This is a genomic window from Borreliella afzelii (assembly GCF_014202295.1).
Classification (GTDB): domain Bacteria; phylum Spirochaetota; class Spirochaetia; order Borreliales; family Borreliaceae; genus Borreliella; species Borreliella afzelii.
In genome coordinates this window covers 398,078-417,882 of the sequence record NZ_JACHGM010000001.1, presented here as the reverse complement: position 1 = coordinate 417,882, position 19,805 = coordinate 398,078, and the positions used below count along the sequence as shown (strand labels likewise).

Genomic DNA, 19,805 nt, shown 5'->3' with positions numbered 1-19,805 from the left:
ATTTTGTTTGATAAAGTTTTTAATGTTATGTTTAATATATTGTTAATTGAAATAAAAAATTTCTAGTTTTGTGAAAAATATTTATGAGAATACTTAGGCTTTATTTGTTATTTTTGTTTTTTGCTTGCACTTTCGATTATGATGAATATTCTAATAGATCTGATGAGGCAAAAAAGTTTCCTTCAATACAGATATTAGGAATCAATTATTATGATGTTGCATACAATAAAGAGCAAACTGTTTTAGAATCCTTAAGTTTTAGCTATTTTAATGATTATAAAATTTATAAGGTAGAGAATGGAAGGTTTTTATATCATTCGCTAGATAATGAAATTTCAGGGAAATTTAATAATTTGGAAGGTTCTTATATTACAAAGGATTTGGATATGAGAGATTCTGTAGAATTTAAGATAGAGGATAAGAATAATTATTATTTGCTTAATTCAAATAGGCTTTTATGGAAGAATAAAGACAAGAAGTTGCAATCTCCTCCAAATGAGCTAGTATTAATTAGATTTAATGATAGCAAAATAAAAGGAAAGGGATTTTCTTATTTTTTAAATAGCAATGTTTTTTATTTTGATTCTGGGGTTGAAGGAATCATGAATTGAGGGATTTAATTTTAATATGGATTTTTATTATTTTTGTTAATAATATTCAAGCAGCACAAGAAGAATCTAGCCTTAAATCTGAAGGGGTTAAGGGAAATGAAGAGAAAAATACTAATTTTACCTTTAAGTCAGATTTTGCACAAGGAATAGTGTCTTCTTTTTATAAAAAAATTGTTTTAAAAGGGAATTCAGAGGTTATTTCGTCAGATTTTAAGCTTAGGGCAGATGAAATTGAAATTTATGGAGAAAATGGCTCTTATCTTGAAGCTCGAGGCAATGTTTTTTATGAAGATTATAAGAATAAGATGCATGTTAAGGCTCAGTTTTTGTTTTTTAATAAAAAATTGGATAATTTTTATCTTCAAAAAGGGGTTGAGCTTGAAGACTTAGAAAACAATATGCTTATTAAAGCAGAAAGAGTTGAGGGGAGTAATAAATCTAATGTTTATATTATGCAATATTCTGTTAAAATATATAAGGATGATACTTTTGCAAGAGCTGAGAATGGAACTTATAATAAAGAAGAGAAAGAAATGGTTCTTGAGGGGGTCCCAGTAATTTACCAGAAAGATAATTATTATTCTGCTTCAAGAATAATTTTCAATACAAAAACTAATAGGTATAAACTTGAGGGAAGTGTTGAAGGAGAGTTTACTCAAGTTGAAAATGATGCTTCTGAAGAAAAAAAATAAAATAAAGGAGATTAAGGAAAGTCTTAATCTTAATTCCGTTAATAATGTTGTCTTAAAAGCAGATAACATTATTAAAAAATATGGTGAAAAGTTTGCTGTTAATGGTATTACGATTAACATTCATAAAGGCGAAGTTGTGGGGCTTCTTGGTCCAAATGGAGCTGGAAAAACAACAACATTTTATACTATTGTAGGATTCATTAAGCCCAATGCGGGTAAAGTTTTAATAAATGATTATAACATTTCAGCTCTTAATATGTATGAGCGTGCACGGATAGGAATTGTGTATCTTCCTCAAGATGCTTCAATTTTCAGAGAACTTACAGTTGAAGAGAATATTATGGTTGCTTTAGAGAGAAGAGAGGATCTATCCAAGGCTGAGCGTAAGATAGAGCTTGTGAATTTACTTAAAGAATTTGAAATAAAAAGAATACAAAGTCAAAAAGCTTATACTCTTTCTGGTGGAGAGAGAAGGCGTGTAGAGATAGCAAGAGCTTTAGCTGTAAATCCCTATTTTTTACTCTTGGATGAACCTTTTGCAGGTATTGATCCTATTGCAATCGGAGATATCAAGAATATAATAAAAATTTTAAAAGAAAGAAACATTGGAGTTCTTATTACCGATCATAATGTAAGAGATGCTTTTGATATAATTGATAGAGCTTATATTGTTTATCAGGGGCAAGTGCTTGATGAGGGTGATGTTGATTATATAGTAAGCAGCGAAAAAGCCAAAAAGCTTTATTTAGGAGAAGAATTTAGATTGTGAAAACAATAGATCATGAACTTTATTATGAATTTAGGATAGCGGATGATGTTAAAATGATTTATACTAAAAAACCTTTTCATCTAAATTTAAAAGAACTTAGTAATGATAATTTAAACTTTGTTCCTAAGTCAAAGAAAATAAAATATTTAAAACAATTACACACAGATATTATTTATGAAGTTAAAGATGATTTTATAAATTTTCAAGAAGGAGATGGTCTTATATCTAGTTCTTTAGATGTAGCTCTTGTTACTTACTTTGCAGATTGTCTTCCAATTTACTTTTATGACTCAGTAAAAAAAATTATAGGACTTATTCACAGTGGATATAAAGGAAGCTTTAGCTTGATTATTTTAAAAATGTTGTTTATGTTTGAAAAAATGGGATCATCTTTTAAAGATTTAAAAATTGTTTTTGGACCTTATAACAGATCTTGTTGTTATGAAGTTTCTGAAATTTTCTTGAAAGAAGTAAGTAATAAATTTAGCAAAAGTTTATTAAATACGGCTTTTTCCATAAGAGATAATAAAATATACTTTGATAATGCTAGTTTTAATTTTAATTTACTTTCTAGTTTTAATTTAAATATTTATAGTTCAAAACTTTGTACGTATTGCTCTAAGAATCTTTATTCTTATAGAAGATTAAGAGAGGGGCAAAGTTATGCTTTAATTTGGAGAATTTAACTTGAATGTAAGAGATTTGTTTTTTAAACTTAATTCAATTTTTGATATAAAAAAGTATGAGCATGTTGATAAAAATTTAAACGGTCTTCAAGTAGGAGATCTTAGTGCTGAGGTTAACAAGGTTGCCTTTGCAGTTGATGCTAGCTATTCAACTTTAAAAGAAGCAAAAGGAAATGATTTTTTAATTACCCATCACGGTATTTTTTGGTCAAAAAAAGAGCGCATTATTTCTAATATGTATAATAAAGTGAAGTTCTTGATTGAAAATAATTTGGCTCTTTATTCAGTGCACTTGCCTATGGATGCCCATTCTGTTTATTCGCACAGCAAAGTGTTCTCAGATTTTTTAGGATTAACAAATCCTTTTGCTTTCGCAAATTATGAAGGATTTAATCTAGGAATTATTGCTGATTCTGCTTTTAGTTTTTCTGAAATTTTAGAAAAAATCAAAAAGAAAAATAAACATATTCTTTTTTCGAAAAAGTTTAAAGAAAAGGTGAATAAGGTCGCAATTGTTAGTGGTTCTGGATATTCTTTTTTTGAAGAGGCTTTACATTATGATATAGATTTGTTTATAACCGGAGATACTTCTCATCAAATATACTCTTTAGCAGAAGAATGTGGTGTAAGCTTGATTTTTGCGGGACATTATTTTACTGAAACTTTTGGTTTAATTAAATTAATGGAAGATTTTAAAATTCAAGAAGATTTAGAGGTTAAATTTATTTGTAAAGATACTAATTTATAAGGATTTTTGTATGAGCGTTAAAAGTAAACAATATTTCAATATTTTTATATTTATTATTAGTTTAATTTTTTTTGATCAACTTTCTAAGTATTTGGTTGTGAAGTATGTCAAATTGGGTTCAGTATATTTTTCTTTTTTTGAGAATTTTTTTAGGATAATACATGTAAGAAATACAGGTATTTTGTTTTCTATAGGTTCGAATATTAATTATAGTTTGAAAAAAATTTTTTTTCTTGCAATGCCTATTTTTATTTTGATATTTATTTTTTCTCTTTCTTTGAAAGAAAAAAATCGTATTGCCAGGATTTCACTTTTATTAATTTTTTCAGGAGGAGTGGGCAATGTTATTGATAGATTATTTAGACCTTCTGGAGTTGTAGATTTTTTGGATTTCAAATTTTATGGAATTTTTGGACTTGATAGATGGCCTACTTTTAATTTTGCAGATAGCTATGTTGTTATAGGAATGATTTTATTTTTGGTTTATGATTTTTTTATAAAAAGAAAAGCGTTTAATACATGAAGATTTTGGGTTTTATTTTATGCGTGTTAATGAACTTATTTTTAATGTTTTTAGTTTTCTTTTTAGAGTTTCTTTTAGTTATTAAATTTAGTATTATCGTAAAGCCTTATTTGCAATTTATATTAATTTTTATGATGATTGTTTTTGCTGTTTTGGTGGGGTATTTTGTGTCAATTTTTATTGTACGAAGTTTACTTATTAAATTATTTGAATTAGATCAATAAAAAGAGAGGCTTTATGTCTTTAAGAGTTTTAATTGCTGGCGAGGTTATAGGTAAAGCTGGGATTATTGCGATAAAATCTTTTTTATCATCTTTTAAGGTTAGAAAAGGGATTGATTTTGTAATATCTGGTAATAATTTTACTACGGGTTTAAGAGGTCTTGGTAAGAAGCATGCCTTTTTGTTGAAAAAGTATGGAGTTGATGTGTTAACCTTAGGTGAAAATGCTTTTGCAAGGTACGATTTATTTAATGAACTTGATAAGTATAATTTTATTTTAAAACCCTTAAATTGTCCTGCAAAGTTAAAAGGATATTCTTATTTTATTTATAATATTAATGGCAAGAAGTTGGCTGTGATGAGAATTGTAGGTCAAACAGGAATAACTAAGTATAATTTTAATCATCCTTTTTATAGTTTTGATTTTTTTTATAAAAGAATCAAAACACAAACAAATAATATTATTGTTCTTTTTGATTCAAATACTACGGCCGAAGTGAATGCTTTGTTTTTTTATCTAAAATCAAGAGTTAGTGCTTGTCTTGGAACTGGAAAAAGAATTTTAACAGCTGATTTGAGAATTTTAGATAATACTGCTATTATAACTGATTTAGGCAGAGTTGGGAGTTTGGATAGTGTTTTTGGATATGTTCCCAATTTAGAGGTAGATAAATTTTTGAAAGGATTTTTAAATCAGAAATTCGATGAATCTTGGGAAGGCCTTGGCTTTAACGGTGTTTTAATTGATATTGATGAGAATGGACATCCTTTTTCTGTAGAGTCTATCAGAGAATATATCGATTATAAATCAAGTTTAAAAGATATGGGTATTGTTTGATATTTAATTTTTCAGCTATCCTTTAAATTTAATTGATCTTATCTGTGTGATTTAATTTTATTAGTTTTCTTGTGTATATGTAGTATATGTATAGGAGGGTGGGTTATGCATAGTTATATTGTAGAAGGCGGTTTTAAGATAGGTGGTCAAATTACAGCTAGTGGTAATAAGAATTCTGCCTTGCCTTGTATTTTGGCTGCTTTGCTTACCGATGAAGATGTTATTTTAGAAAATATTCCTAATATTAATGATGTGAAAGTTGTTTTAGATATTTTAAGTGATATAGGAGCAGATATTGTAAGAGAGGGTAATACTTTAAAAATAAAAGTTTTAGATATTGTAAAAACCGAAATAGATTCCTCTTTTACAGATTTAATTAGGGCTTCCATCCTTTTATTAGGACCTTTTGTTTCTAGATTTGGAAAAATAGATATGGCGCTTCCAGGAGGAGATGTGATTGGAAAGAGGCGGCTTGATACTCATTTTTACGGTCTTTGTAAGCTGGGGGCTAAGTTAAGTATAAAAGATGAAAGGATTGTTTTAAAGGCCAACAAGCTTGTTGGAGCTGAAATGTTTTTAGATGAAGCTTCTGTTACAGCCACAGAAAATATCATTATGGCTGCGGTTCTTGCTGAAGGGAATACTGTTATTATGAACGCTGCTTGTGAGCCACATGTTCAAGATTTATGTAATATGCTAAATTCAATGGGTGCTAATATTTTGGGGATTGGTTCAAATGTTTTAGAAATAAAGGGTGTAAAAAAATTAAGTGGAACCATATTTAGAATAGGAGCCGATTTTATGCAAGTTGGTTCTTTAATTAGCCTTGCTGCATTAACAGGAGGCGAGCTGGAAATTAAAAAAGCAGATCCCCAGCATTTCAGATTAATTAGGCATATATATTCAAAACTTGGTATTAATTTTGAATATGATAGGGAAAATGTATATGTAAGAGATAAACAAGAATTAAAAGTCAAATTAGATTTTGGTGGACAAATTCCAAAAATTGATGATGGTCCGTGGCCAGCCTTTCCAACAGACCTTATGAGTATTATTATAGTTACTGCAACTCAAGTAGAAGGCACGGTTCTTGTTTTTGAGAAGATGTTTGAATCTAGGATGTTTTTTGTAGATAAGTTAATAAAAATGGGGGCTAGAATTGTACTTTGTGATCCACACCGTGTAGTAGTTACAGGTAAAGCTCCACTTAAAGGTAGCGTTTTATCTTCTCCGGATGTAAGGGCAGGAATGGCTCTTCTTATTGCTGCTTTTGTTGCTGAAGGTCGCAGTGAGATCCAAAATGTTTATCAAATTGAAAGGGGATACGAAGATGTAGCTAGCAAATTAATTAATTTGGGTGCAAAAATCAAGAGAGTTAAAAGTCAATAGCTTCTTAGTATTAGGCTTTATTATATTATATGTGATTTATGGAAAATGTTTTTAAGAGAATAAAGATAAGGTATTAAGAGGTTGAATTATGAATGAAATTATATTAAATTAATTTTTATTGTGGGGATTTTTTATCTAATATTATTTATTATTTTAAATAAATGTTTATTACTCTGCTTTAATTTGTGAGAATGTTTTTAATTTTATTAATTGCTGCTTATTTATGATTAAAACAGTATTATTGAATTTTTATTATATCTGGTTTTAATTTTTCTGTTTTTAGATATGATTTTTTTGGTGTAGCAGGTTAATAGATTTTATTTGTATCTTGACTATTGTAATGCATAACACGTTAACTGCTAATTGTTTTGACATTATATATTGATTTTTAATTTCAAAAATTATAAATCAAATGCTTTTTTATTATTGATGAATAAATTTGAGTTTAGATTTTTTATAAAGAAATATTTTAGATAAGGATGAAATTTTATGTCTACAAATAAGAGCAAGACTAGGGAATTAATATTAAATGGCAACCTATATAAGGTTCTTTTTTTAATAAGTTTTCCTATTGTTATAACCAATATTATTCAAGCTTTTTATGATCTTACTGATATGTTTTATGTTGGTAAACTTGGAGCCATGCCTTTGTCAGCGCTTTCACTTGCTGGTCCTGTAAATTTTTTTATTATGGCTATTGCTATGGGTATGGCTACAGGAAGCATTTCTTTGATGTCCAAATGTATAGGAGAGGGAAATTTTTCTCGTTTTTCAAGGTATGCAGGGCAACTTATTGTTTTAAACTTTGTTTTGTCCCTATTTGTTGCTATTTGTGCTTTTTTTTTTATTGAGCATCTTTTAGATTTATTAGGTGTAAAAGGCGACCTTAAAGAACTTTCAAGAGCTTATTTTTATGTGACAATTTTTGGAATACCTATTATGTTTTTAAGCATTTCAATTACATATATTTTAAATGCTCAAGGAGAAACCATCCTTTCAATGATAATAGTTTTATTTGCTAATATTGTTAATTTTATTCTTGATCCAATTTTAATATTTAGTTTTAATATGGGCATTACCGGGGCCGCTTGGGCTACTTTATTTTCAAAATTGTTAACCGTTGCTTTTTATTTATGTTTAACTTACAGACTAAATCGTGGATTGAAAATTTATCCGAAAGACTTGGCGCTAGACGTAAGATCTATTAAAGAAATTGTTAATTTAGGATTGCCTTCAACTTTTGGGCAAATAATGGTTTCATTGTCTTTTTTTATTTTTAATTATATTGTTATTGAGATTAGTCCGAAATTTTTAGCGGCGTATGGACTTACAAACACCATTATTTCTTTTTTATTTCTTCCTGCTATGGGAATTGGTACTGGAATTATTTCAATTGTTGGCCAAAATCTTGGTGCTAAGAAAATCAATAGGGTGGAAGAAGTTTTAAAAAAGGGATTTTTTATTTCTTTGATTATTTTATTAATAATAAATTCGATTGTTATTATTAATAAACATTTTATATTAGGGTTGTTTACGAATGATTTAGAAGTTTTAAATTATGCTAATAATTATTTATTGTTAACAACCATTGGTACTTTTGGATATGGATTACAACAAGTATTTTTTGGAGGACTTATTGGGTCTGGTAGAACAAAAATTGCAATGATTATTATTTTTATTAGATTATGGCTTATTCGTCTCCCAGTAGTGTTTATTTTTCAGCATTTTGGCATAATTGAAAATTCTTTGGGTTATGCTTTCATAATTTCAAATTATTTAGCAATTATAATTTTAGTTGTTTTTACTTGTACTCGTTATTGGACTAAACCCATTTTAATTAAAAAATACAAATAGTAATTAAGATTTATTTATACTTGCATTTTAATAAAAGAAATAGTTGATTTATTTTTAATAATTTTGGTTTTAAATTGTTTTTCTTTGGTTATTGTTTTTCAAAAATATATAATATGTTTTTTCTTTTAGTATTGATTTTAGTTTTCAAATGAAAAGTTTTTGTCTCAAGTCCATTAAGTTTTTCTCTAATTAATTCACCCGTTTTGCTACCTTCTTTAAAAATTGCTAATGAATTTGCATTTATATTTTCTTTACTTTTGTTTTTAAGAGTAATTATTAGATTGTTTTTGCTGTCGGATTTATAGTTTACTATTTCTACTTTTTTGTTAGTTTTTATAGTGCTAATAAGATAGGTAATTTCTTTTGCATTTTCTTTTGATTTTATTGTGCTTGTCTTCATGCAAGATATAAAAACAATTGAAATGCTAGAAATTGTAAGTATTGGTATTAATTTAAACTTAAATTTTTGAGTTTTCATTATTTTTATTATATTTTTTTATTGGGTTAGTGTTAATCTTTTTGACAATATAAAGATGTTTGATCAATTTAAAATGGTGACTTAATTTCAAAAATTATTTACTATTGTTTTGAATTTCATGTTTTTAAATGTATCAGTTGAATATTTCTTATTTTAAGTAGTTGTTTTAAAGTTTTATTCTATAGTATTTTGTGCTTTTCTTTAATTAATATAGAGCTCGTGTTAATTTTTAATGTCATTGTATGTAGGATTAATTGAGTCTAAAAGTTTAAGCATATTGACTATATTTTATAAAATGTGTAGAATTTTAAAGCTATTAAAATTTTTTAGAAAAACACGCAGTGCGGGTCAATTTCTAAAAATTGATTTTTTTATTTTTTTGATTATTTGTAGCTATTTTTTATTTTGATAAGAATAAATTTGTTTAAAATTTTTTTAAAGAGATTAAATGTAAGTAGCTATTTAGAATGTGGAATTTAGGAGGTTAATCATGGCAAAAGAAGTTTTTCAAAGAACAAAACCGCATATGAATGTTGGAACAATAGGTCATGTTGATCATGGCAAAACAACATTAACAGCGGCTATTAGTATTTATTGTTCAAAATTAAATAAAGATGCAAAAGCATTAAAGTATGAAGATATTGATAATGCACCCGAAGAGAAAGCAAGGGGAATAACAATTAATGCTAGGCATATTGAGTACGAAACAGCCAATAGGCATTATGCTCATGTGGATTGTCCAGGCCATGCTGATTATATAAAAAATATGATTACAGGAGCAGCTCAAATGGATGCAGCGATACTTTTAGTTGCTGCTGATAGTGGTGCTGAGCCCCAAACAAAAGAACATTTGCTTCTTGCCCAAAGAATGGGAATAAAGAAAATAATAGTTTTTTTAAATAAATTAGACTTAGCAGATCCTGAACTTGTTGAACTTGTTGAGGTTGAAGTTTTAGAGCTTGTTGAAAAATATGGCTTTTCAGCTAATACACCAATAATTAAGGGTTCTGCTTTTGGAGCTATGTCAAATCCAGAAGATCCTGAGGCTACAAAATGCGTTAAAGAACTTCTTGAATCTATGGATAATTATTTTGATCTTCCAGAAAGAGATATTGACAAACCATTTTTGCTTGCTGTTGAAGATGTATTTTCTATTTCAGGAAGAGGTACTGTTGCTACTGGGCGTATTGAAAGAGGTGTTATTAAGGTTGGTCAAGAAGTTGAAATAGTTGGTATTAAAGAAACCAGAAAAACCACTGTTACTGGTGTTGAAATGTTCCAAAAAATTCTTGAGCAAGGTCAAGCAGGGGATAATGTTGGTCTTCTTCTAAGGGGCGTTGATAAAAAAGATATTGAGAGGGGACAAGTTTTGTCAGCTCCAGGTACAATTACTCCGCACAAAAAGTTTAAAGCTTCAATCTATTGTTTGACTAAAGAAGAGGGCGGTAGACACAAGCCATTTTTCCCAGGATATAGACCACAATTCTTTTTTAGAACAACCGATGTTACTGGCGTTGTTGCTTTAGAAGGCAAAGAAATGGTTATGCCTGGTGACAATGTTGATATTGTTGTTGAGCTGATCTCTTCAATAGCCATGGATAAAAATGTGGAATTTGCTGTTAGAGAAGGTGGGAGAACTGTTGCTTCAGGAAGAATTCTTGAGATATTGGAATAGTTTAAGACTTTAGGGATATATTTAATACTCTCTAAAGTTTAGGAGAATAAATTGATTGCTAAAGATAAGATACGCGTAAGATTATTTAGTTTTGATGTTAAAATATTAGATCAGAGTGCCGAATCTATTGTTAAAGCTGTTCAGAAGGCCAAGGCTCAAATTAAGGGTCCAATTCCTTTGCCGACAAAAATAAAAAAATATACTGTTTTACGTTCTCCTCATGTCAATAAAAAGTCAAGAGAGCAATTTGAGATGAGAACTCATAAAAGGCTTATTGATATTTTAGAGCCCACTTCTGCTTTAATGGACTCTTTAATGAAATTAGAGCTTCCAGCAGGTGTTGAAGTAGATATTAAACAGTAAATGATATTTTAAGTATATGAATTTGAGGTGTTTTAATGTTGGGATTGATTGGAAAAAAAGTTGGCATGACTCAGATATTTCAGAAAAATGGCATTGTGGTTCCTGTTACTGTTATAGAGTTTCAGCCCAATTATATTATAGGGAAGAAAACAGTTGATAGAGATGGTTATAGTGCTCTTATAGCAGGTTCTGTTGATCTTAAGGGTTCTAAAGTTTCAAAGCCTATAAAAGGTCAATATAAAAGTTTAAAAGATATTGAGCCTAAAAAATATGTAATAGAGCTTAAGGGACTTGATGGATATGATGCTGGGGATGAGATTAAAGTCGATGTTTTTAAGTCAGTTAAGTATGTAGATGTTACAGGAACTACTAAAGGTAAAGGTTTTCAAGGGGCTATGAAAAGGCATAATTTTAGCGGTGGGCCATCTTCTCATGGATCAAAATTTCATAGACATCTTGGTGGTACAGGACAAGCTACTACTCCCGCAAGAACATTTAAAGGGACCAAAATGGCTGGTAGAATGGGTGGAAATCAACAAACTATTCAAAATCTTGAAGTTGTTTTAATTGATGAAGAAAAGAGAGCTATTCTAGTAAAAGGAGCTGTTCCTGGTGCTAAGGGTTCTTTTGTTGTTGTTAAGAAATCTAAAAAGTAGGTATTTAGTATGGAAAGAAAAGTTTTTTCTAAAGATGGGAAAGAGATTAGGACTATAAATTTGGATGATAGAGTTTTTAATATAGAAATTAGTCATGGGTCTATTTATAATGCTATAAAAAATGAGTTATCTAATCTTAGGGTTGGTACATCTTCAACTAAAACCAGATCAGAGGTTAGGGGTAGTTCTAAAAAGCCTTGGAAGCAAAAAGGAACCGGCAGGGCTAGAGTGGGCACAAGGCGAAATCCAGTGTGGATTGGTGGAGGTATAGCATTAGGGCCAAAACCCAGAGATTATAGTTATAGATTGCCTAAAAAGGTAAAAAGGCTTGCATTTAAGTCTGTATTAAGTTTACGCGCTTCTGATGAAAATAATTTTAAGGTTATTGAGAATTTTAATATTGAATCAGGAAAAACAAAAGATCTTGCTTTAATAATAAAAAATTTTGCAAGTTTTAATGGTAAAGTGGTTATTCTTTTGGGCAATGATGATCAGATGATTAAAAGGGCTGGTAAAAATATAAGAGATTTAAAGATTTTGTCTTTTGATAAACTTAGAGTTGTTGATTTGTTTTACGCTAAGAATTTAATAGCCCTAGAATCTGCTGTTAACAAGCTTAATGAGTTTTACGTCAAATAAAAAAGATGTTGAGGATAAGTATGAAAGCTTATGATATAATAGTTTCACCTATGCTTACTGAAAAAACTAATACTCAAAGAGAAAGTATTAATGTTTATGTTTTTAAGGTTAATAAAAGAGCAAATAAAAAAGAGGTTGGTGCAGCAATAAAAGAACTTTTTAATGTTACTCCAGTATCGTGTAATTTGCTTAATATTAAAAGTAAAGCCAAGGTTGTGGTGTCTCGAAAAGGATATCCTATAGGTAAGGGGAAAACTTCTTCATGGAAGAAGGCATATGTTTATCTCAAAAAGGAAGATAAAATAGATATTTTTTAGTGGTTTTGGAGAAAAATAAATATGGGTATTAAGACTTATAAGCCAAAAACTTCTTCTTTGCGCTATAAGACGACTTTATCTTTTGATGATTTGAGCAAAGGTAATGATCCTTTGAAATCTTTAACAAAAGGTAAAAAATTTAAATCGGGCAGAGATTCTTCTGGTAGGATTAGTATTAGAAGAAGAGGTGGTGGGCATAAGAGAAAGTATAGGTTGATTGATTTTAATCGAAGAGATAAATTTAGCATTCCCGCTCGAGTTGCTTCTATTGAATATGATCCTAATAGAAGTGCTAATATAGCTTTGCTTGTTTATAAAGATGGAGAAAAAAGGTATATTATTTCTCCTAAAGACATTAAAGTTGGAGATGTTTTGGAAAGTGGTCCAAATGCCCCAATTAAAATTGGTAATGCCTTGCCCCTTGAAAACATTCCTATTGGAAGAACTGTTCACAATATCGAACTTAATGTAGGAAAGGGTGGGCAGCTTGTAAGAAGTGCTGGGGGGTATGCTATGATACTTGCTTCTGATGGGAATTATGTTACTGTAAAATTGTCATCTGGTGAGGTGAGGTTAATTTTCAAAAAATGCATTGCAACAATTGGTGAAATTGGAAATGAAGATTATGTCAATGTTTCTATAGGAAAAGCTGGTAAAAGTAGGTGGCTTGGTAGAAGACCTAAGGTTAGAGGTGTTGCCATGAATCCTGTTGACCATCCGCATGGTGGTGGTGAAGGAAAAACTTCTGGAGGTCGCCATCCCGTGTCTCCTTGGGGACAGCCTACCAAAGGCTATAAGACTCGCAAGAAGAAGAGATATTCAGATAAGTTTATTATTAAAAGAAGAAATAAATAGGAGAGTATAGTGGCAAGATCTATTAAAAAGGGACCTTTTATAGAAAAGAGTCTTTATCAAAAAGTTTTATCATCTTTTGGAAGTGAGAAGAGAGTTGTTATTAAAACCTATTCCAGATCTTCAACAATAATTCCCGAAATGGTAAGTCTTACTATATCTGTTTATAACGGCAAGACTTTTATACCTATTTATATTACTGAAGATCTTGTGGGGCATAAGCTTGGCGAGTTTTCACCTACAAGAATTTTTAGAGGGCATGCTAAGTCAGATAAAAAGGGAAGGAAGTAAAGCAATTATGTTGGTAAATAGAAGATATACAGCAAAGGGTAAAAATTTACCCGCTTCTCCAAAAAAAGTTAGGCCAATAGCTGACAATATACGAGGGAAGTCTTATGTTAAGGCTATTGCAGTGCTTTGTTCTATGCCTAATAAAGGAGCCAAGCTTTTAGAAAAAGTTGTTAAATCAGCAGCATCAAATGCGATGTATCACAATAAAAATCTTTCCGAGGATATGATATTTATTAAAATGGTTATGGTTGATGATGGGCGTCGTCGTAAAAAGATTTGGCCTAGAGCTAGGGGTAGAGCTGATAGGCTTGTTAATAGAAATTGTCATATTTTTGTTGAAGTTGATGAAAAAAAAGATATTAAAGGATAAAGCATGGGCCAAAAAGTACATCCATATAGCTTAAGAGTGAAAATTAATAAGGATTGGAAATCAAAATGGTATTTTGATAAAAAATTGTATTCTACAATTCTTCATGAAGACTTTTTAATAAGGCTAGAAATTATGAAGTTTCTTAAAGGGATTAAATTTGATATTTCTGATATAGAAATTATTAGAAATAATCCTCAAAAAGTAACAGTAGTAATTGTTACTCCAAGGCCTGGTTCTGTGATAGGGCTTAAAGGTTCCAATCTTGAAAAGATTGGTCAATTGTTAACTAAAAAAATTTCTAAAAAGATTAGTATTAAGATTAAAGAGGTTAAAAGGCCAGAGCTTGATGCTCAAATTATTGCTAATGGGATTGCAAAGCAAGTAGAAAATAGAGTGTCTTATAGAAAAGTTTTAAAATCAGCTCTTTCTACTTCTATGTTAAAAGGTGCCCAAGGGCTAAAAATTAAGATTGCTGGGAGACTTGGTGGGGCTGAGATTGCAAGAAGCTTTGAAGTTAAGGAAGGTCGGGTTCCTTTGCATACTCTTAGAGCTAATATAGATTATGGGTTTTCTGAAGCTCATACTACTTATGGAATTATTGGAGTTAAGGTTTGGTTATTTAAGGGTGAGGTTTTAGGTAGACAAACCAATTCTGATGCTGGTCAGGTAATAAATAAAAAACCTTTTAGGGAAAGAGGCGAGACTGTTAAAAATTTTGATAAAATTTTAAATAATAGAGAGAAAATTAATGAAAAGCAAACTAGGGCTTTAAATAAAAAAGATGGATTGTCTAAAGACGAAGCAAGTCTTTTGAATAAACTTAGTTCGTCTTTTTCTAAAGAAAGAGTCGATTCTAATGAGCAGAATATTGGAGGATAATTAGATGTTAAGTCCAAAAAAGGTTAAATATAGAAAAAAGCAGAGGGGAAGATTGTCTGGAGAGGCTCAGAAGGGCAATAAAATTTCTTTTGGTGAATATGGACTTGTTTCTTTGGAAACAAATTTTATTACTGCTCGCCAAATTGAAGCTGCTCGTATTGCAATGACTCGTAAAATAAAAAGAGGTGGGAGAGTTTGGATAAGAATATTTCCTGATATTCCTTATACTAAAAAACCAGCCGAAACTAGAATGGGTAAGGGTAAAGGGGGTGTTGATCATTGGAATGCTCCTGTTAAGCTTGGTACTGTTATGTTTGAAATGGCTGGAGTTGTGGAGGAACTTGCTCAAGAGGCTATGTCACTTGCGAGTTCTAAACTTCCAGTAAAAACCATGTTTGTTGTAAGGCGAGATTTGAGGTAATTATGTTAAAAAATTTTAAGAATTTTACTCTTGAGGACATGAAAGCTAAAAGGCTAGAATTAAAGAAAGAATATTTAGATTTAAGATTTAAATCTGTTGTTGGTCATGTTGAAAATCCTTTAAAGAAAAGAGAGATTAGACGTGATATTGCAAGGCTTAATACAATGATTTGTGAATATAAATTAGGCATTAGAAAGGTTTAAATATGGCAAGAGAAAATAAAAAAGAATTAATCGGTAGAGTTGTTAGTGATAAGATGTCTAAGACTATAGTAGTAGAAATTGTTCAAAGAAAGATGCATCCAATCTATCATAAGTATTTAAAGGTTAGTAAAAAAGTTAAAGCGCATGATGAAAAAGAAGTTTCAAAGGTTGGCGATAAGGTAAAAATTATTGAAGTTCGACCTATTAGTAAAGATAAAAGATGGTCTCTTGTTGAAGTTTTAGAGAAATTAAAATAGTTTTGATTTTTCTAAAGGAGGTTGATTATGATTCAGATGCAAACCTATTTAACAATTGCTGATAATACTGGTGGCAAGGTAGCTCAGTGTATTAAAGTACTTGGTGGTAGTAAAAGGCGTTATGCCAAAATCGGGGATATAATAACTATTGTAGTAAAACAAGCGATTCCTAATTCTTCTGTTAAAAAAGGAGATGTTTGTAAAGCTGTAATTGTTAGGACTTCTAAAGAAGTAAGACGTAAGAATGGAACCTATGTTAGGTTTGATGATAATGCTTGTGTGATACTTGATGCTAATTTGAGCCCTAGGGGTAAAAGGGTATTTGGACCTGTTGCAAGAGAACTTAGGGATGCTAATTTTATGAAGGTAGTATCATTGGCTTCAGAGGTGATATAGCAAAAGGGGGTTTTGTGAAGACAAAGTTGAAGATAGGTGATAGTGTAAAAATTCTTTCTGGAAAAGACAAGGGAAGAATAGGTAAGATTGCTAGTATAAATAGAAAAAAAAATAAAGTTATTGTTGAATCTTGCAATATGGTTAAAAAAGTTATTAAAGCTAGGACACCCCAAGAAAAAGGTAAAATAATAGACAAGGAGGCCGCTATAGATATTTCAAATGTGATGATATTTGTCAAAGGAACTTCTTCAAGATTAGGTATTAGATTTGAAAATAATGAAAAAATAAGATACCTTAAAAAAAATGGACAGAGGATATAAAGTATATGAATTATGTTCCTGAATTGAAGAAATATTATAAAGACAGTGTTATAAAAGAACTTGTTAAAGAATTTGAATATAAATCTATAATGCAAGTTCCCAAGCTTGAGAAGATAGTAGTTTCTATAGGTGTTGGTGAGGCTGTTAGGAATAAGAAGTTGTTAGATTCTGCAGTTTTAGAGCTTGCTCAAATTACCGGCCAGAAAGCTGTAAAGACAAAAGCAAAAAAAGCAATAGCTGGATTTAAAATTAGACAAGGGCAAGAAATAGGTGCTAAAGTTACACTTAGAGGTAACTCGATGTATGAATTTTTATATAAGCTTATTCATTTAGCATTGCCAAGGGTTAAGGATTTTAGGGGAATAAATGGGGATGCTTTTGATGGCAATGGAAATTATTCTTTTGGTATATCGGAGCAAATAATATTTTCTGAGATAGACTATGATAAAATAGAGAGAATATCTGGTTTGAATGTTACAATTGTGACAACAGCTTCAAATGATAAAGAAAGCAAAGCTTTGCTTTTGAAATTTGGAATGCCGTTTAGTAATTAAAGGGATTTATAAGGTATATGGCTAAAAAATCAATGATTATTAAGGCTTTAAGAAAGCCTAAGTATAAAACAAGGCAGAATAATAGATGTAAGTTATGTGGTCGTCCAAGAGGATATTTGAGAGATTTTTGTATGTGTCGAATATGTTTTAGGAAGTATGCGTCTGAAGGATTAATTCCTGGCGTTTCAAAATCAAGTTGGTAAGGGGATTTTATGGCGATTACTCATTCAGTAGGAGATATGCTAACTAAATTGAGAAATGCAAGCAGAGTTAAGCATGGATCTGTAGATTTAAAGATGTCTAATATGAATAAATCAATATTAAACATTCTTAAAAAAGAGGGTTATATCAAGGATTTTAATTTTTTAGAAAAAGAAGGAATTACTTTTATTAGAGTTTTGTTAAAGTACGATAACAAAAGAAATCCTGTTATAAATAAAATAGATGCCATTTCTACTCCCGGTAGAAAAATTTATTCTTCATATAAGAATATGCCAAGAATAAAAAATGGATATGGAATATTAATCATATCTTCTTCTCAAGGTGTTATTACTGGCAAAGAAGCTAAAGATAAAAAAATAGGTGGTGAGTTGATTTGCTCAGTTTGGTAGTTTAATAGGGGGATGTATGTCACGTATTGGAAGACTTCCGATAAAGATTCCAGATACTGTAAAGATTGATGTTAAAGACAATTTAGTAATAGTTGAAGGTATTAGGGGAAGATTAGTTCAAAATATAAAAGACAGTATTAATGTTAAAGTTGAAAATGGTAGCGTTATTGTTGGTCGAGTTTTTAATGATAAAAAAGCAAAAGCTTATCACGGTCTTTACAGAAGTTTGATTTTTAATATGATAAAAGGAGTAACTGAAGGATTTTCTAAGTCTCTTACTATAAATGGTATAGGTTATAGAGCAGAGCAACAAGGTAATAGCCTTTTTTTAAGCCTTGGCTATTCAACTCAGTTTGAATATGTTATCCCAGATGGTGTTAGTGTAAAGCTTGACGGGAATACTAAAATTTCTGTTGAAGGAATAGACAAGTTTAAGGTTGGCCAGGTTGCTGCTGAAATTAGAAGTTTAAAAAAACCAGAGCCATATAAAGGAAAGGGCATTAAGTATGATAATGAAATTATTAGAAGAAAAGTTGGAAAATCTGGTGTAAAAAAATAAATTTTGGGTTAATAGTTATGAAAAAAATAAAAGAAGCAGAACAGAGAAAGATTAGGCGTAAAAAAAGAATAAAGGATAAAATAGGGCGTGGAATAGCTACCAGGCCACGAATTACCATATTTAAATCCAATAGGTATTTTTATGCGCAAGTTATAGATGATAGTAAGGGACATACGGTTGCAAGTATTTCTACTATTGAAAAAAGTCTTAATTTAAGCAAAAATATTGATGATATAAAAAAACTTGGAGAAGTTCTTGCTAAAAGGCTTAAGGAGAAAAATATAAATAATCTTATTTTTGACAGAAATGGTTATAAGTATCATGGACTTATTGCAAGTTTTGCAACTTCTTTAAGGGAGTTTGGTATTAATATTTAAGGGAGTGTATTTATGGTAGATGTTCAGACTCAGAGAAAGCAGATAGAAAAATTAATATCACTCAACAGAGTTACTAAAGTTGTTAAGGGCGGGAGAAGATTCTCTTTTGCTGCTTTCATGGTTGTTGGAGACGGAGAAGGACATGTTGGTTGGGGCTTTGGTAAAGCTAATGATGCTAGTGATGCAATAAAAAAAAGTTTAACAAGTGCTAGGAAAAATTTAAGATTTGTTTCTATTCGAAAAGGAACATTGCCTCATGAGGTTATTGGTTGTTTTAAAAAAGCTAAAGTTTTAATCAAGCCAGCTACTCATGGTACTGGTGTTATTGCAGGAGGTCCTGTTCGTGCTGTAATGGAGGCTTTAGGGGTGCACGATATTTTGAGCAAATCTCTTGGTTCTAATAATTCTATGAATGTAGTAAAGGCAACTTTTAAGGCATTTGATTTAGTTTTGAATGCTGAAAAAGTGGCAGAAATGCGAGGGAAAACTTTGAAAACTTTATGGGGTTAATACATGATTAAAAGGAAATTAAGGTTACAACTAAAGAAAGCTAGGTTTAATGCTTCAAGGTCTAGGTCTAAGAATAAATGTTTTATTAGAAGAATGGAAAAGAATAGGGAAATTATTTCTAAAAACAATATTAATGTGGAAGTTTTTCTTATAAGAAGTCTTATTGGAAAATTAAATAAAAAGGTCAAAGTTTTAAAAGCATTGGGTTTAAATAAAATAGGTGATAAAAAGGTTCATTTTTTAAATCAATCTATTAAAGGTATGCTTAACGAGACTATTAATATGATTTTATTAAGCGAGGTAAGTAATGTTTAGTCTATTAAAGCCTAAGGGAGCGGCTAAGCGACGCAAAATTGTTGGCAGAGGTCCAGGTTCAGGGCTTGGTAAAACTTCTGGGAGAGGGCAAAAGGGTCAAAAAGCAAGAAATACTTCGCCAAGACTTGGATTTGAAGGTGGACAAACTCCTCTTTATAGAAGATTACCGAGGAAAGGTTTTTCTAATAATGATTATAAATTGGAATATGCAATTGTTAATCTTGGAGATATAGATAAAAAATTTAATGATGGACAAGTGGTCAACTATGATACTTTGCTTGAAAATAAACTTATAAGAAAGAAAAATAAAAAAATTAAGATTTTGTCTAATGGCAAGCTTACAAAAAAAGTTTCCTTGGAGGTTTCTAAAATTTCTAAAACGGCTGAAAGCCTTGTAATGAAAATTGGCGGTACTATTAAATTAGTTTAAA

33 protein-coding genes are annotated in these 19,805 nt (G+C 30.2%); 32 read left to right on the top strand and 1 reads right to left on the bottom strand.

Annotated features, from left to right (window positions below; all coding sequences use genetic code 11):
- The first annotated feature begins 83 nt into the window (after nucleotides 1-83).
- The 10 genes from HNP63_RS01930 to HNP63_RS01890 all read left to right on the top strand — a co-directional run bounded on the left by HNP63_RS01930 (nucleotide 84) and on the right by HNP63_RS01890 (nucleotide 8,331).
- Complete coding sequence (locus HNP63_RS01930) at nucleotides 84-611, top strand: hypothetical protein (RefSeq protein WP_004789985.1); 528 nt, start codon at nucleotides 84-86, stop codon at nucleotides 609-611.
- The gene (locus HNP63_RS01925; RefSeq protein ID WP_004789852.1) at nucleotides 608-1,303 is read left to right on the top strand and encodes an LptA/OstA family protein; all 696 of its coding nucleotides are present in this window, start codon (nucleotides 608-610) and stop codon (nucleotides 1,301-1,303) included. The genes HNP63_RS01930 and HNP63_RS01925 overlap by 4 nt, the downstream gene beginning before the upstream one ends.
- Entirely contained in the window at nucleotides 1,281-2,072 is a 792-nt protein-coding gene (lptB, locus tag HNP63_RS01920; protein WP_014486390.1) for an LPS export ABC transporter ATP-binding protein, read from the top strand. Before HNP63_RS01925 ends, lptB begins: the two co-directional genes overlap by 23 nt.
- Nucleotides 2,069-2,758, top strand: coding sequence for a peptidoglycan editing factor PgeF (pgeF, locus tag HNP63_RS01915; RefSeq protein ID WP_004789975.1), 690 nt, complete (start codon nucleotides 2,069-2,071; stop codon nucleotides 2,756-2,758). The genes lptB and pgeF overlap by 4 nt, the downstream gene beginning before the upstream one ends.
- 1 nt (nucleotide 2,759) lies before the next feature.
- Nucleotides 2,760-3,506 carry a Nif3-like dinuclear metal center hexameric protein gene (locus HNP63_RS01910; protein ID WP_011601047.1) on the top strand — a complete coding sequence of 249 codons (747 nt, stop codon included), beginning with the start codon at nucleotides 2,760-2,762 and terminating at the stop codon, nucleotides 3,504-3,506.
- 10 nt (nucleotides 3,507-3,516) lie between these two features.
- On the top strand, nucleotides 3,517-4,029 hold the full coding sequence (gene lspA, locus HNP63_RS01905; protein WP_004789374.1) for a signal peptidase II: 513 nt from the start codon (nucleotides 3,517-3,519) through the stop codon (nucleotides 4,027-4,029).
- 44 nt (nucleotides 4,030-4,073) lie between these two features.
- A complete protein-coding gene (locus HNP63_RS07010) occupies nucleotides 4,074-4,253 on the top strand; it encodes a hypothetical protein (protein WP_038850691.1) in 180 nt (59 codons plus the stop codon).
- Between the two features lie 13 nt (nucleotides 4,254-4,266).
- Complete coding sequence (locus tag HNP63_RS01900) at nucleotides 4,267-5,088, top strand: TIGR00282 family metallophosphoesterase (protein ID WP_004789926.1); 822 nt, start codon at nucleotides 4,267-4,269, stop codon at nucleotides 5,086-5,088.
- Nucleotides 5,089-5,193: 105 nt separating this feature from the next.
- Nucleotides 5,194-6,477 carry a UDP-N-acetylglucosamine 1-carboxyvinyltransferase gene (murA, locus tag HNP63_RS01895; protein ID WP_004789564.1) on the top strand — a complete coding sequence of 428 codons (1,284 nt, stop codon included), beginning with the start codon at nucleotides 5,194-5,196 and terminating at the stop codon, nucleotides 6,475-6,477.
- Between the two features lie 489 nt (nucleotides 6,478-6,966).
- Nucleotides 6,967-8,331 carry an MATE family efflux transporter gene (locus tag HNP63_RS01890; RefSeq protein WP_183227068.1) on the top strand — a complete coding sequence of 455 codons (1,365 nt, stop codon included), beginning with the start codon at nucleotides 6,967-6,969 and terminating at the stop codon, nucleotides 8,329-8,331.
- An 88-nt stretch (nucleotides 8,332-8,419) separates the two neighbouring features.
- On the opposite strand, the gene HNP63_RS01885 is transcribed toward HNP63_RS01890, so the two are convergent.
- A complete protein-coding gene (locus HNP63_RS01885; protein ID WP_048830608.1) occupies nucleotides 8,420-8,809 on the bottom strand; it encodes a hypothetical protein in 390 nt (129 codons plus the stop codon).
- A gap of 490 nt (nucleotides 8,810-9,299) precedes the next feature.
- Here HNP63_RS01885 and tuf point away from each other — a divergent pair, with 490 nt between their 5' ends.
- Genes tuf through rplO form a run of 22 tightly spaced genes read left to right on the top strand, consistent with a single transcriptional unit; the run spans nucleotide 9,300 to nucleotide 19,804 of the window.
- Nucleotides 9,300-10,484 carry an elongation factor Tu gene (gene tuf / locus HNP63_RS01880; RefSeq protein ID WP_004789670.1) on the top strand — a complete coding sequence of 395 codons (1,185 nt, stop codon included), beginning with the start codon at nucleotides 9,300-9,302 and terminating at the stop codon, nucleotides 10,482-10,484.
- A gap of 51 nt (nucleotides 10,485-10,535) precedes the next feature.
- Nucleotides 10,536-10,847, top strand: coding sequence for a 30S ribosomal protein S10 (gene rpsJ, locus HNP63_RS01875; RefSeq protein ID WP_002557068.1), 312 nt, complete (start codon nucleotides 10,536-10,538; stop codon nucleotides 10,845-10,847).
- Nucleotides 10,848-10,882: 35 nt separating this feature from the next.
- Nucleotides 10,883-11,503 (top strand): 50S ribosomal protein L3, encoded by a 621-nt coding sequence (gene rplC, locus HNP63_RS01870; protein ID WP_004789410.1) that lies wholly within the window; start codon nucleotides 10,883-10,885, stop codon nucleotides 11,501-11,503.
- 9 nt (nucleotides 11,504-11,512) lie between these two features.
- The gene (gene rplD, locus HNP63_RS01865; RefSeq protein ID WP_011601051.1) at nucleotides 11,513-12,142 is read left to right on the top strand and encodes a 50S ribosomal protein L4; all 630 of its coding nucleotides are present in this window, start codon (nucleotides 11,513-11,515) and stop codon (nucleotides 12,140-12,142) included.
- A gap of 20 nt (nucleotides 12,143-12,162) precedes the next feature.
- Nucleotides 12,163-12,459 (top strand): 50S ribosomal protein L23, encoded by a 297-nt coding sequence (gene rplW, locus HNP63_RS01860; RefSeq protein ID WP_002557071.1) that lies wholly within the window; start codon nucleotides 12,163-12,165, stop codon nucleotides 12,457-12,459.
- 21 nt (nucleotides 12,460-12,480) lie between these two features.
- On the top strand, nucleotides 12,481-13,314 hold the full coding sequence (gene rplB, locus HNP63_RS01855) for a 50S ribosomal protein L2 (protein WP_011601052.1): 834 nt from the start codon (nucleotides 12,481-12,483) through the stop codon (nucleotides 13,312-13,314).
- Between the two features lie 9 nt (nucleotides 13,315-13,323).
- Entirely contained in the window at nucleotides 13,324-13,602 is a 279-nt protein-coding gene (gene rpsS / locus HNP63_RS01850) for a 30S ribosomal protein S19 (RefSeq protein WP_002557073.1), read from the top strand.
- A 7-nt stretch (nucleotides 13,603-13,609) separates the two neighbouring features.
- Nucleotides 13,610-13,972 carry a 50S ribosomal protein L22 gene (gene rplV, locus HNP63_RS01845; protein WP_004789446.1) on the top strand — a complete coding sequence of 121 codons (363 nt, stop codon included), beginning with the start codon at nucleotides 13,610-13,612 and terminating at the stop codon, nucleotides 13,970-13,972.
- Between the two features lie 3 nt (nucleotides 13,973-13,975).
- Nucleotides 13,976-14,851, top strand: coding sequence for a 30S ribosomal protein S3 (gene rpsC, locus HNP63_RS01840; protein ID WP_004789365.1), 876 nt, complete (start codon nucleotides 13,976-13,978; stop codon nucleotides 14,849-14,851).
- Nucleotides 14,852-14,855: 4 nt separating this feature from the next.
- Nucleotides 14,856-15,272 (top strand): 50S ribosomal protein L16, encoded by a 417-nt coding sequence (gene rplP, locus HNP63_RS01835; protein WP_004789534.1) that lies wholly within the window; start codon nucleotides 14,856-14,858, stop codon nucleotides 15,270-15,272.
- A 2-nt stretch (nucleotides 15,273-15,274) separates the two neighbouring features.
- Nucleotides 15,275-15,475 (top strand): 50S ribosomal protein L29, encoded by a 201-nt coding sequence (rpmC, locus tag HNP63_RS01830; RefSeq protein WP_004789447.1) that lies wholly within the window; start codon nucleotides 15,275-15,277, stop codon nucleotides 15,473-15,475.
- 2 nt (nucleotides 15,476-15,477) lie between these two features.
- Nucleotides 15,478-15,732, top strand: coding sequence for a 30S ribosomal protein S17 (gene rpsQ, locus HNP63_RS01825; protein WP_004789587.1), 255 nt, complete (start codon nucleotides 15,478-15,480; stop codon nucleotides 15,730-15,732).
- 27 nt (nucleotides 15,733-15,759) lie between these two features.
- Nucleotides 15,760-16,128 (top strand): 50S ribosomal protein L14, encoded by a 369-nt coding sequence (gene rplN / locus HNP63_RS01820; protein WP_004789515.1) that lies wholly within the window; start codon nucleotides 15,760-15,762, stop codon nucleotides 16,126-16,128.
- 14 nt (nucleotides 16,129-16,142) lie between these two features.
- On the top strand, nucleotides 16,143-16,448 hold the full coding sequence (gene rplX / locus HNP63_RS01815; RefSeq protein WP_004789682.1) for a 50S ribosomal protein L24: 306 nt from the start codon (nucleotides 16,143-16,145) through the stop codon (nucleotides 16,446-16,448).
- Nucleotides 16,449-16,453: 5 nt separating this feature from the next.
- The gene (rplE, locus tag HNP63_RS01810; protein WP_004789431.1) at nucleotides 16,454-17,002 is read left to right on the top strand and encodes a 50S ribosomal protein L5; all 549 of its coding nucleotides are present in this window, start codon (nucleotides 16,454-16,456) and stop codon (nucleotides 17,000-17,002) included.
- Between the two features lie 17 nt (nucleotides 17,003-17,019).
- Complete coding sequence (locus HNP63_RS01805) at nucleotides 17,020-17,205, top strand: type Z 30S ribosomal protein S14 (RefSeq protein WP_004789520.1); 186 nt, start codon at nucleotides 17,020-17,022, stop codon at nucleotides 17,203-17,205.
- Nucleotides 17,206-17,214: 9 nt separating this feature from the next.
- A complete protein-coding gene (gene rpsH / locus HNP63_RS01800) occupies nucleotides 17,215-17,613 on the top strand; it encodes a 30S ribosomal protein S8 (protein ID WP_004789547.1) in 399 nt (132 codons plus the stop codon).
- Between the two features lie 16 nt (nucleotides 17,614-17,629).
- Nucleotides 17,630-18,172 carry a 50S ribosomal protein L6 gene (rplF, locus tag HNP63_RS01795; RefSeq protein ID WP_004789935.1) on the top strand — a complete coding sequence of 181 codons (543 nt, stop codon included), beginning with the start codon at nucleotides 17,630-17,632 and terminating at the stop codon, nucleotides 18,170-18,172.
- Between the two features lie 17 nt (nucleotides 18,173-18,189).
- Nucleotides 18,190-18,549, top strand: coding sequence for a 50S ribosomal protein L18 (gene rplR / locus HNP63_RS01790; RefSeq protein WP_011601053.1), 360 nt, complete (start codon nucleotides 18,190-18,192; stop codon nucleotides 18,547-18,549).
- A 12-nt stretch (nucleotides 18,550-18,561) separates the two neighbouring features.
- Nucleotides 18,562-19,059: a 30S ribosomal protein S5 gene (rpsE, locus tag HNP63_RS01785; protein ID WP_004789879.1), complete on the top strand. Its 498-nt coding sequence runs from the start codon at nucleotides 18,562-18,564 to the stop codon at nucleotides 19,057-19,059.
- A 3-nt stretch (nucleotides 19,060-19,062) separates the two neighbouring features.
- A complete protein-coding gene (gene rpmD / locus HNP63_RS01780) occupies nucleotides 19,063-19,374 on the top strand; it encodes a 50S ribosomal protein L30 (RefSeq protein WP_004790079.1) in 312 nt (103 codons plus the stop codon).
- Nucleotides 19,367-19,804, top strand: a complete 438-nt coding sequence (gene rplO, locus HNP63_RS01775; RefSeq protein ID WP_004789819.1) for a 50S ribosomal protein L15 — start codon at nucleotides 19,367-19,369, stop codon at nucleotides 19,802-19,804. Before rpmD ends, rplO begins: the two co-directional genes overlap by 8 nt.
- The last annotated feature ends 1 nt before the right edge of the window (nucleotide 19,805 follow it).

Excerpts from the sequence above, each read along its gene's own strand:
- HNP63_RS01930 (WP_004789985.1), top strand. The coding sequence starts at position 84 with ATGAGAATACTTAGGCTTTATTTGTTATTTTTGTTTTTTGCTTGCACT.
- lptB (WP_014486390.1), top strand. The coding sequence starts at position 1,281 with ATGCTTCTGAAGAAAAAAAATAAAATAAAGGAGATTAAGGAAAGTCTT.
- lspA (WP_004789374.1), top strand. The coding sequence starts at position 3,517 with ATGAGCGTTAAAAGTAAACAATATTTCAATATTTTTATATTTATTATT.
- HNP63_RS07010 (WP_038850691.1), top strand. The coding sequence starts at position 4,074 with ATGTTTTTAGTTTTCTTTTTAGAGTTTCTTTTAGTTATTAAATTTAGT.
- HNP63_RS01900 (WP_004789926.1), top strand. The coding sequence starts at position 4,267 with ATGTCTTTAAGAGTTTTAATTGCTGGCGAGGTTATAGGTAAAGCTGGG.
- murA (WP_004789564.1), top strand. The coding sequence starts at position 5,194 with ATGCATAGTTATATTGTAGAAGGCGGTTTTAAGATAGGTGGTCAAATT.
- HNP63_RS01890 (WP_183227068.1), top strand. The coding sequence starts at position 6,967 with ATGTCTACAAATAAGAGCAAGACTAGGGAATTAATATTAAATGGCAAC.
- HNP63_RS01885 (WP_048830608.1), bottom strand. The coding sequence starts at position 8,809 with ATGAAAACTCAAAAATTTAAGTTTAAATTAATACCAATACTTACAATT.
- tuf (WP_004789670.1), top strand. The coding sequence starts at position 9,300 with ATGGCAAAAGAAGTTTTTCAAAGAACAAAACCGCATATGAATGTTGGA.
- rplC (WP_004789410.1), top strand. The coding sequence starts at position 10,883 with ATGTTGGGATTGATTGGAAAAAAAGTTGGCATGACTCAGATATTTCAG.
- rplD (WP_011601051.1), top strand. The coding sequence starts at position 11,513 with ATGGAAAGAAAAGTTTTTTCTAAAGATGGGAAAGAGATTAGGACTATA.
- rplW (WP_002557071.1), top strand. The coding sequence starts at position 12,163 with ATGAAAGCTTATGATATAATAGTTTCACCTATGCTTACTGAAAAAACT.
- rplB (WP_011601052.1), top strand. The coding sequence starts at position 12,481 with ATGGGTATTAAGACTTATAAGCCAAAAACTTCTTCTTTGCGCTATAAG.
- rplV (WP_004789446.1), top strand. The coding sequence starts at position 13,610 with ATGTTGGTAAATAGAAGATATACAGCAAAGGGTAAAAATTTACCCGCT.
- rpsC (WP_004789365.1), top strand. The coding sequence starts at position 13,976 with ATGGGCCAAAAAGTACATCCATATAGCTTAAGAGTGAAAATTAATAAG.
- rplP (WP_004789534.1), top strand. The coding sequence starts at position 14,856 with ATGTTAAGTCCAAAAAAGGTTAAATATAGAAAAAAGCAGAGGGGAAGA.
- rpmC (WP_004789447.1), top strand. The coding sequence starts at position 15,275 with ATGTTAAAAAATTTTAAGAATTTTACTCTTGAGGACATGAAAGCTAAA.
- rpsQ (WP_004789587.1), top strand. The coding sequence starts at position 15,478 with ATGGCAAGAGAAAATAAAAAAGAATTAATCGGTAGAGTTGTTAGTGAT.
- rplN (WP_004789515.1), top strand. The coding sequence starts at position 15,760 with ATGATTCAGATGCAAACCTATTTAACAATTGCTGATAATACTGGTGGC.
- rplE (WP_004789431.1), top strand. The coding sequence starts at position 16,454 with ATGAATTATGTTCCTGAATTGAAGAAATATTATAAAGACAGTGTTATA.
- HNP63_RS01805 (WP_004789520.1), top strand. The coding sequence starts at position 17,020 with ATGGCTAAAAAATCAATGATTATTAAGGCTTTAAGAAAGCCTAAGTAT.
- rpsH (WP_004789547.1), top strand. The coding sequence starts at position 17,215 with ATGGCGATTACTCATTCAGTAGGAGATATGCTAACTAAATTGAGAAAT.
- rplF (WP_004789935.1), top strand. The coding sequence starts at position 17,630 with ATGTCACGTATTGGAAGACTTCCGATAAAGATTCCAGATACTGTAAAG.
- rplR (WP_011601053.1), top strand. The coding sequence starts at position 18,190 with ATGAAAAAAATAAAAGAAGCAGAACAGAGAAAGATTAGGCGTAAAAAA.
- rpsE (WP_004789879.1), top strand. The coding sequence starts at position 18,562 with ATGGTAGATGTTCAGACTCAGAGAAAGCAGATAGAAAAATTAATATCA.
- rpmD (WP_004790079.1), top strand. The coding sequence starts at position 19,063 with ATGATTAAAAGGAAATTAAGGTTACAACTAAAGAAAGCTAGGTTTAAT.
- rplO (WP_004789819.1), top strand. The coding sequence starts at position 19,367 with ATGTTTAGTCTATTAAAGCCTAAGGGAGCGGCTAAGCGACGCAAAATT.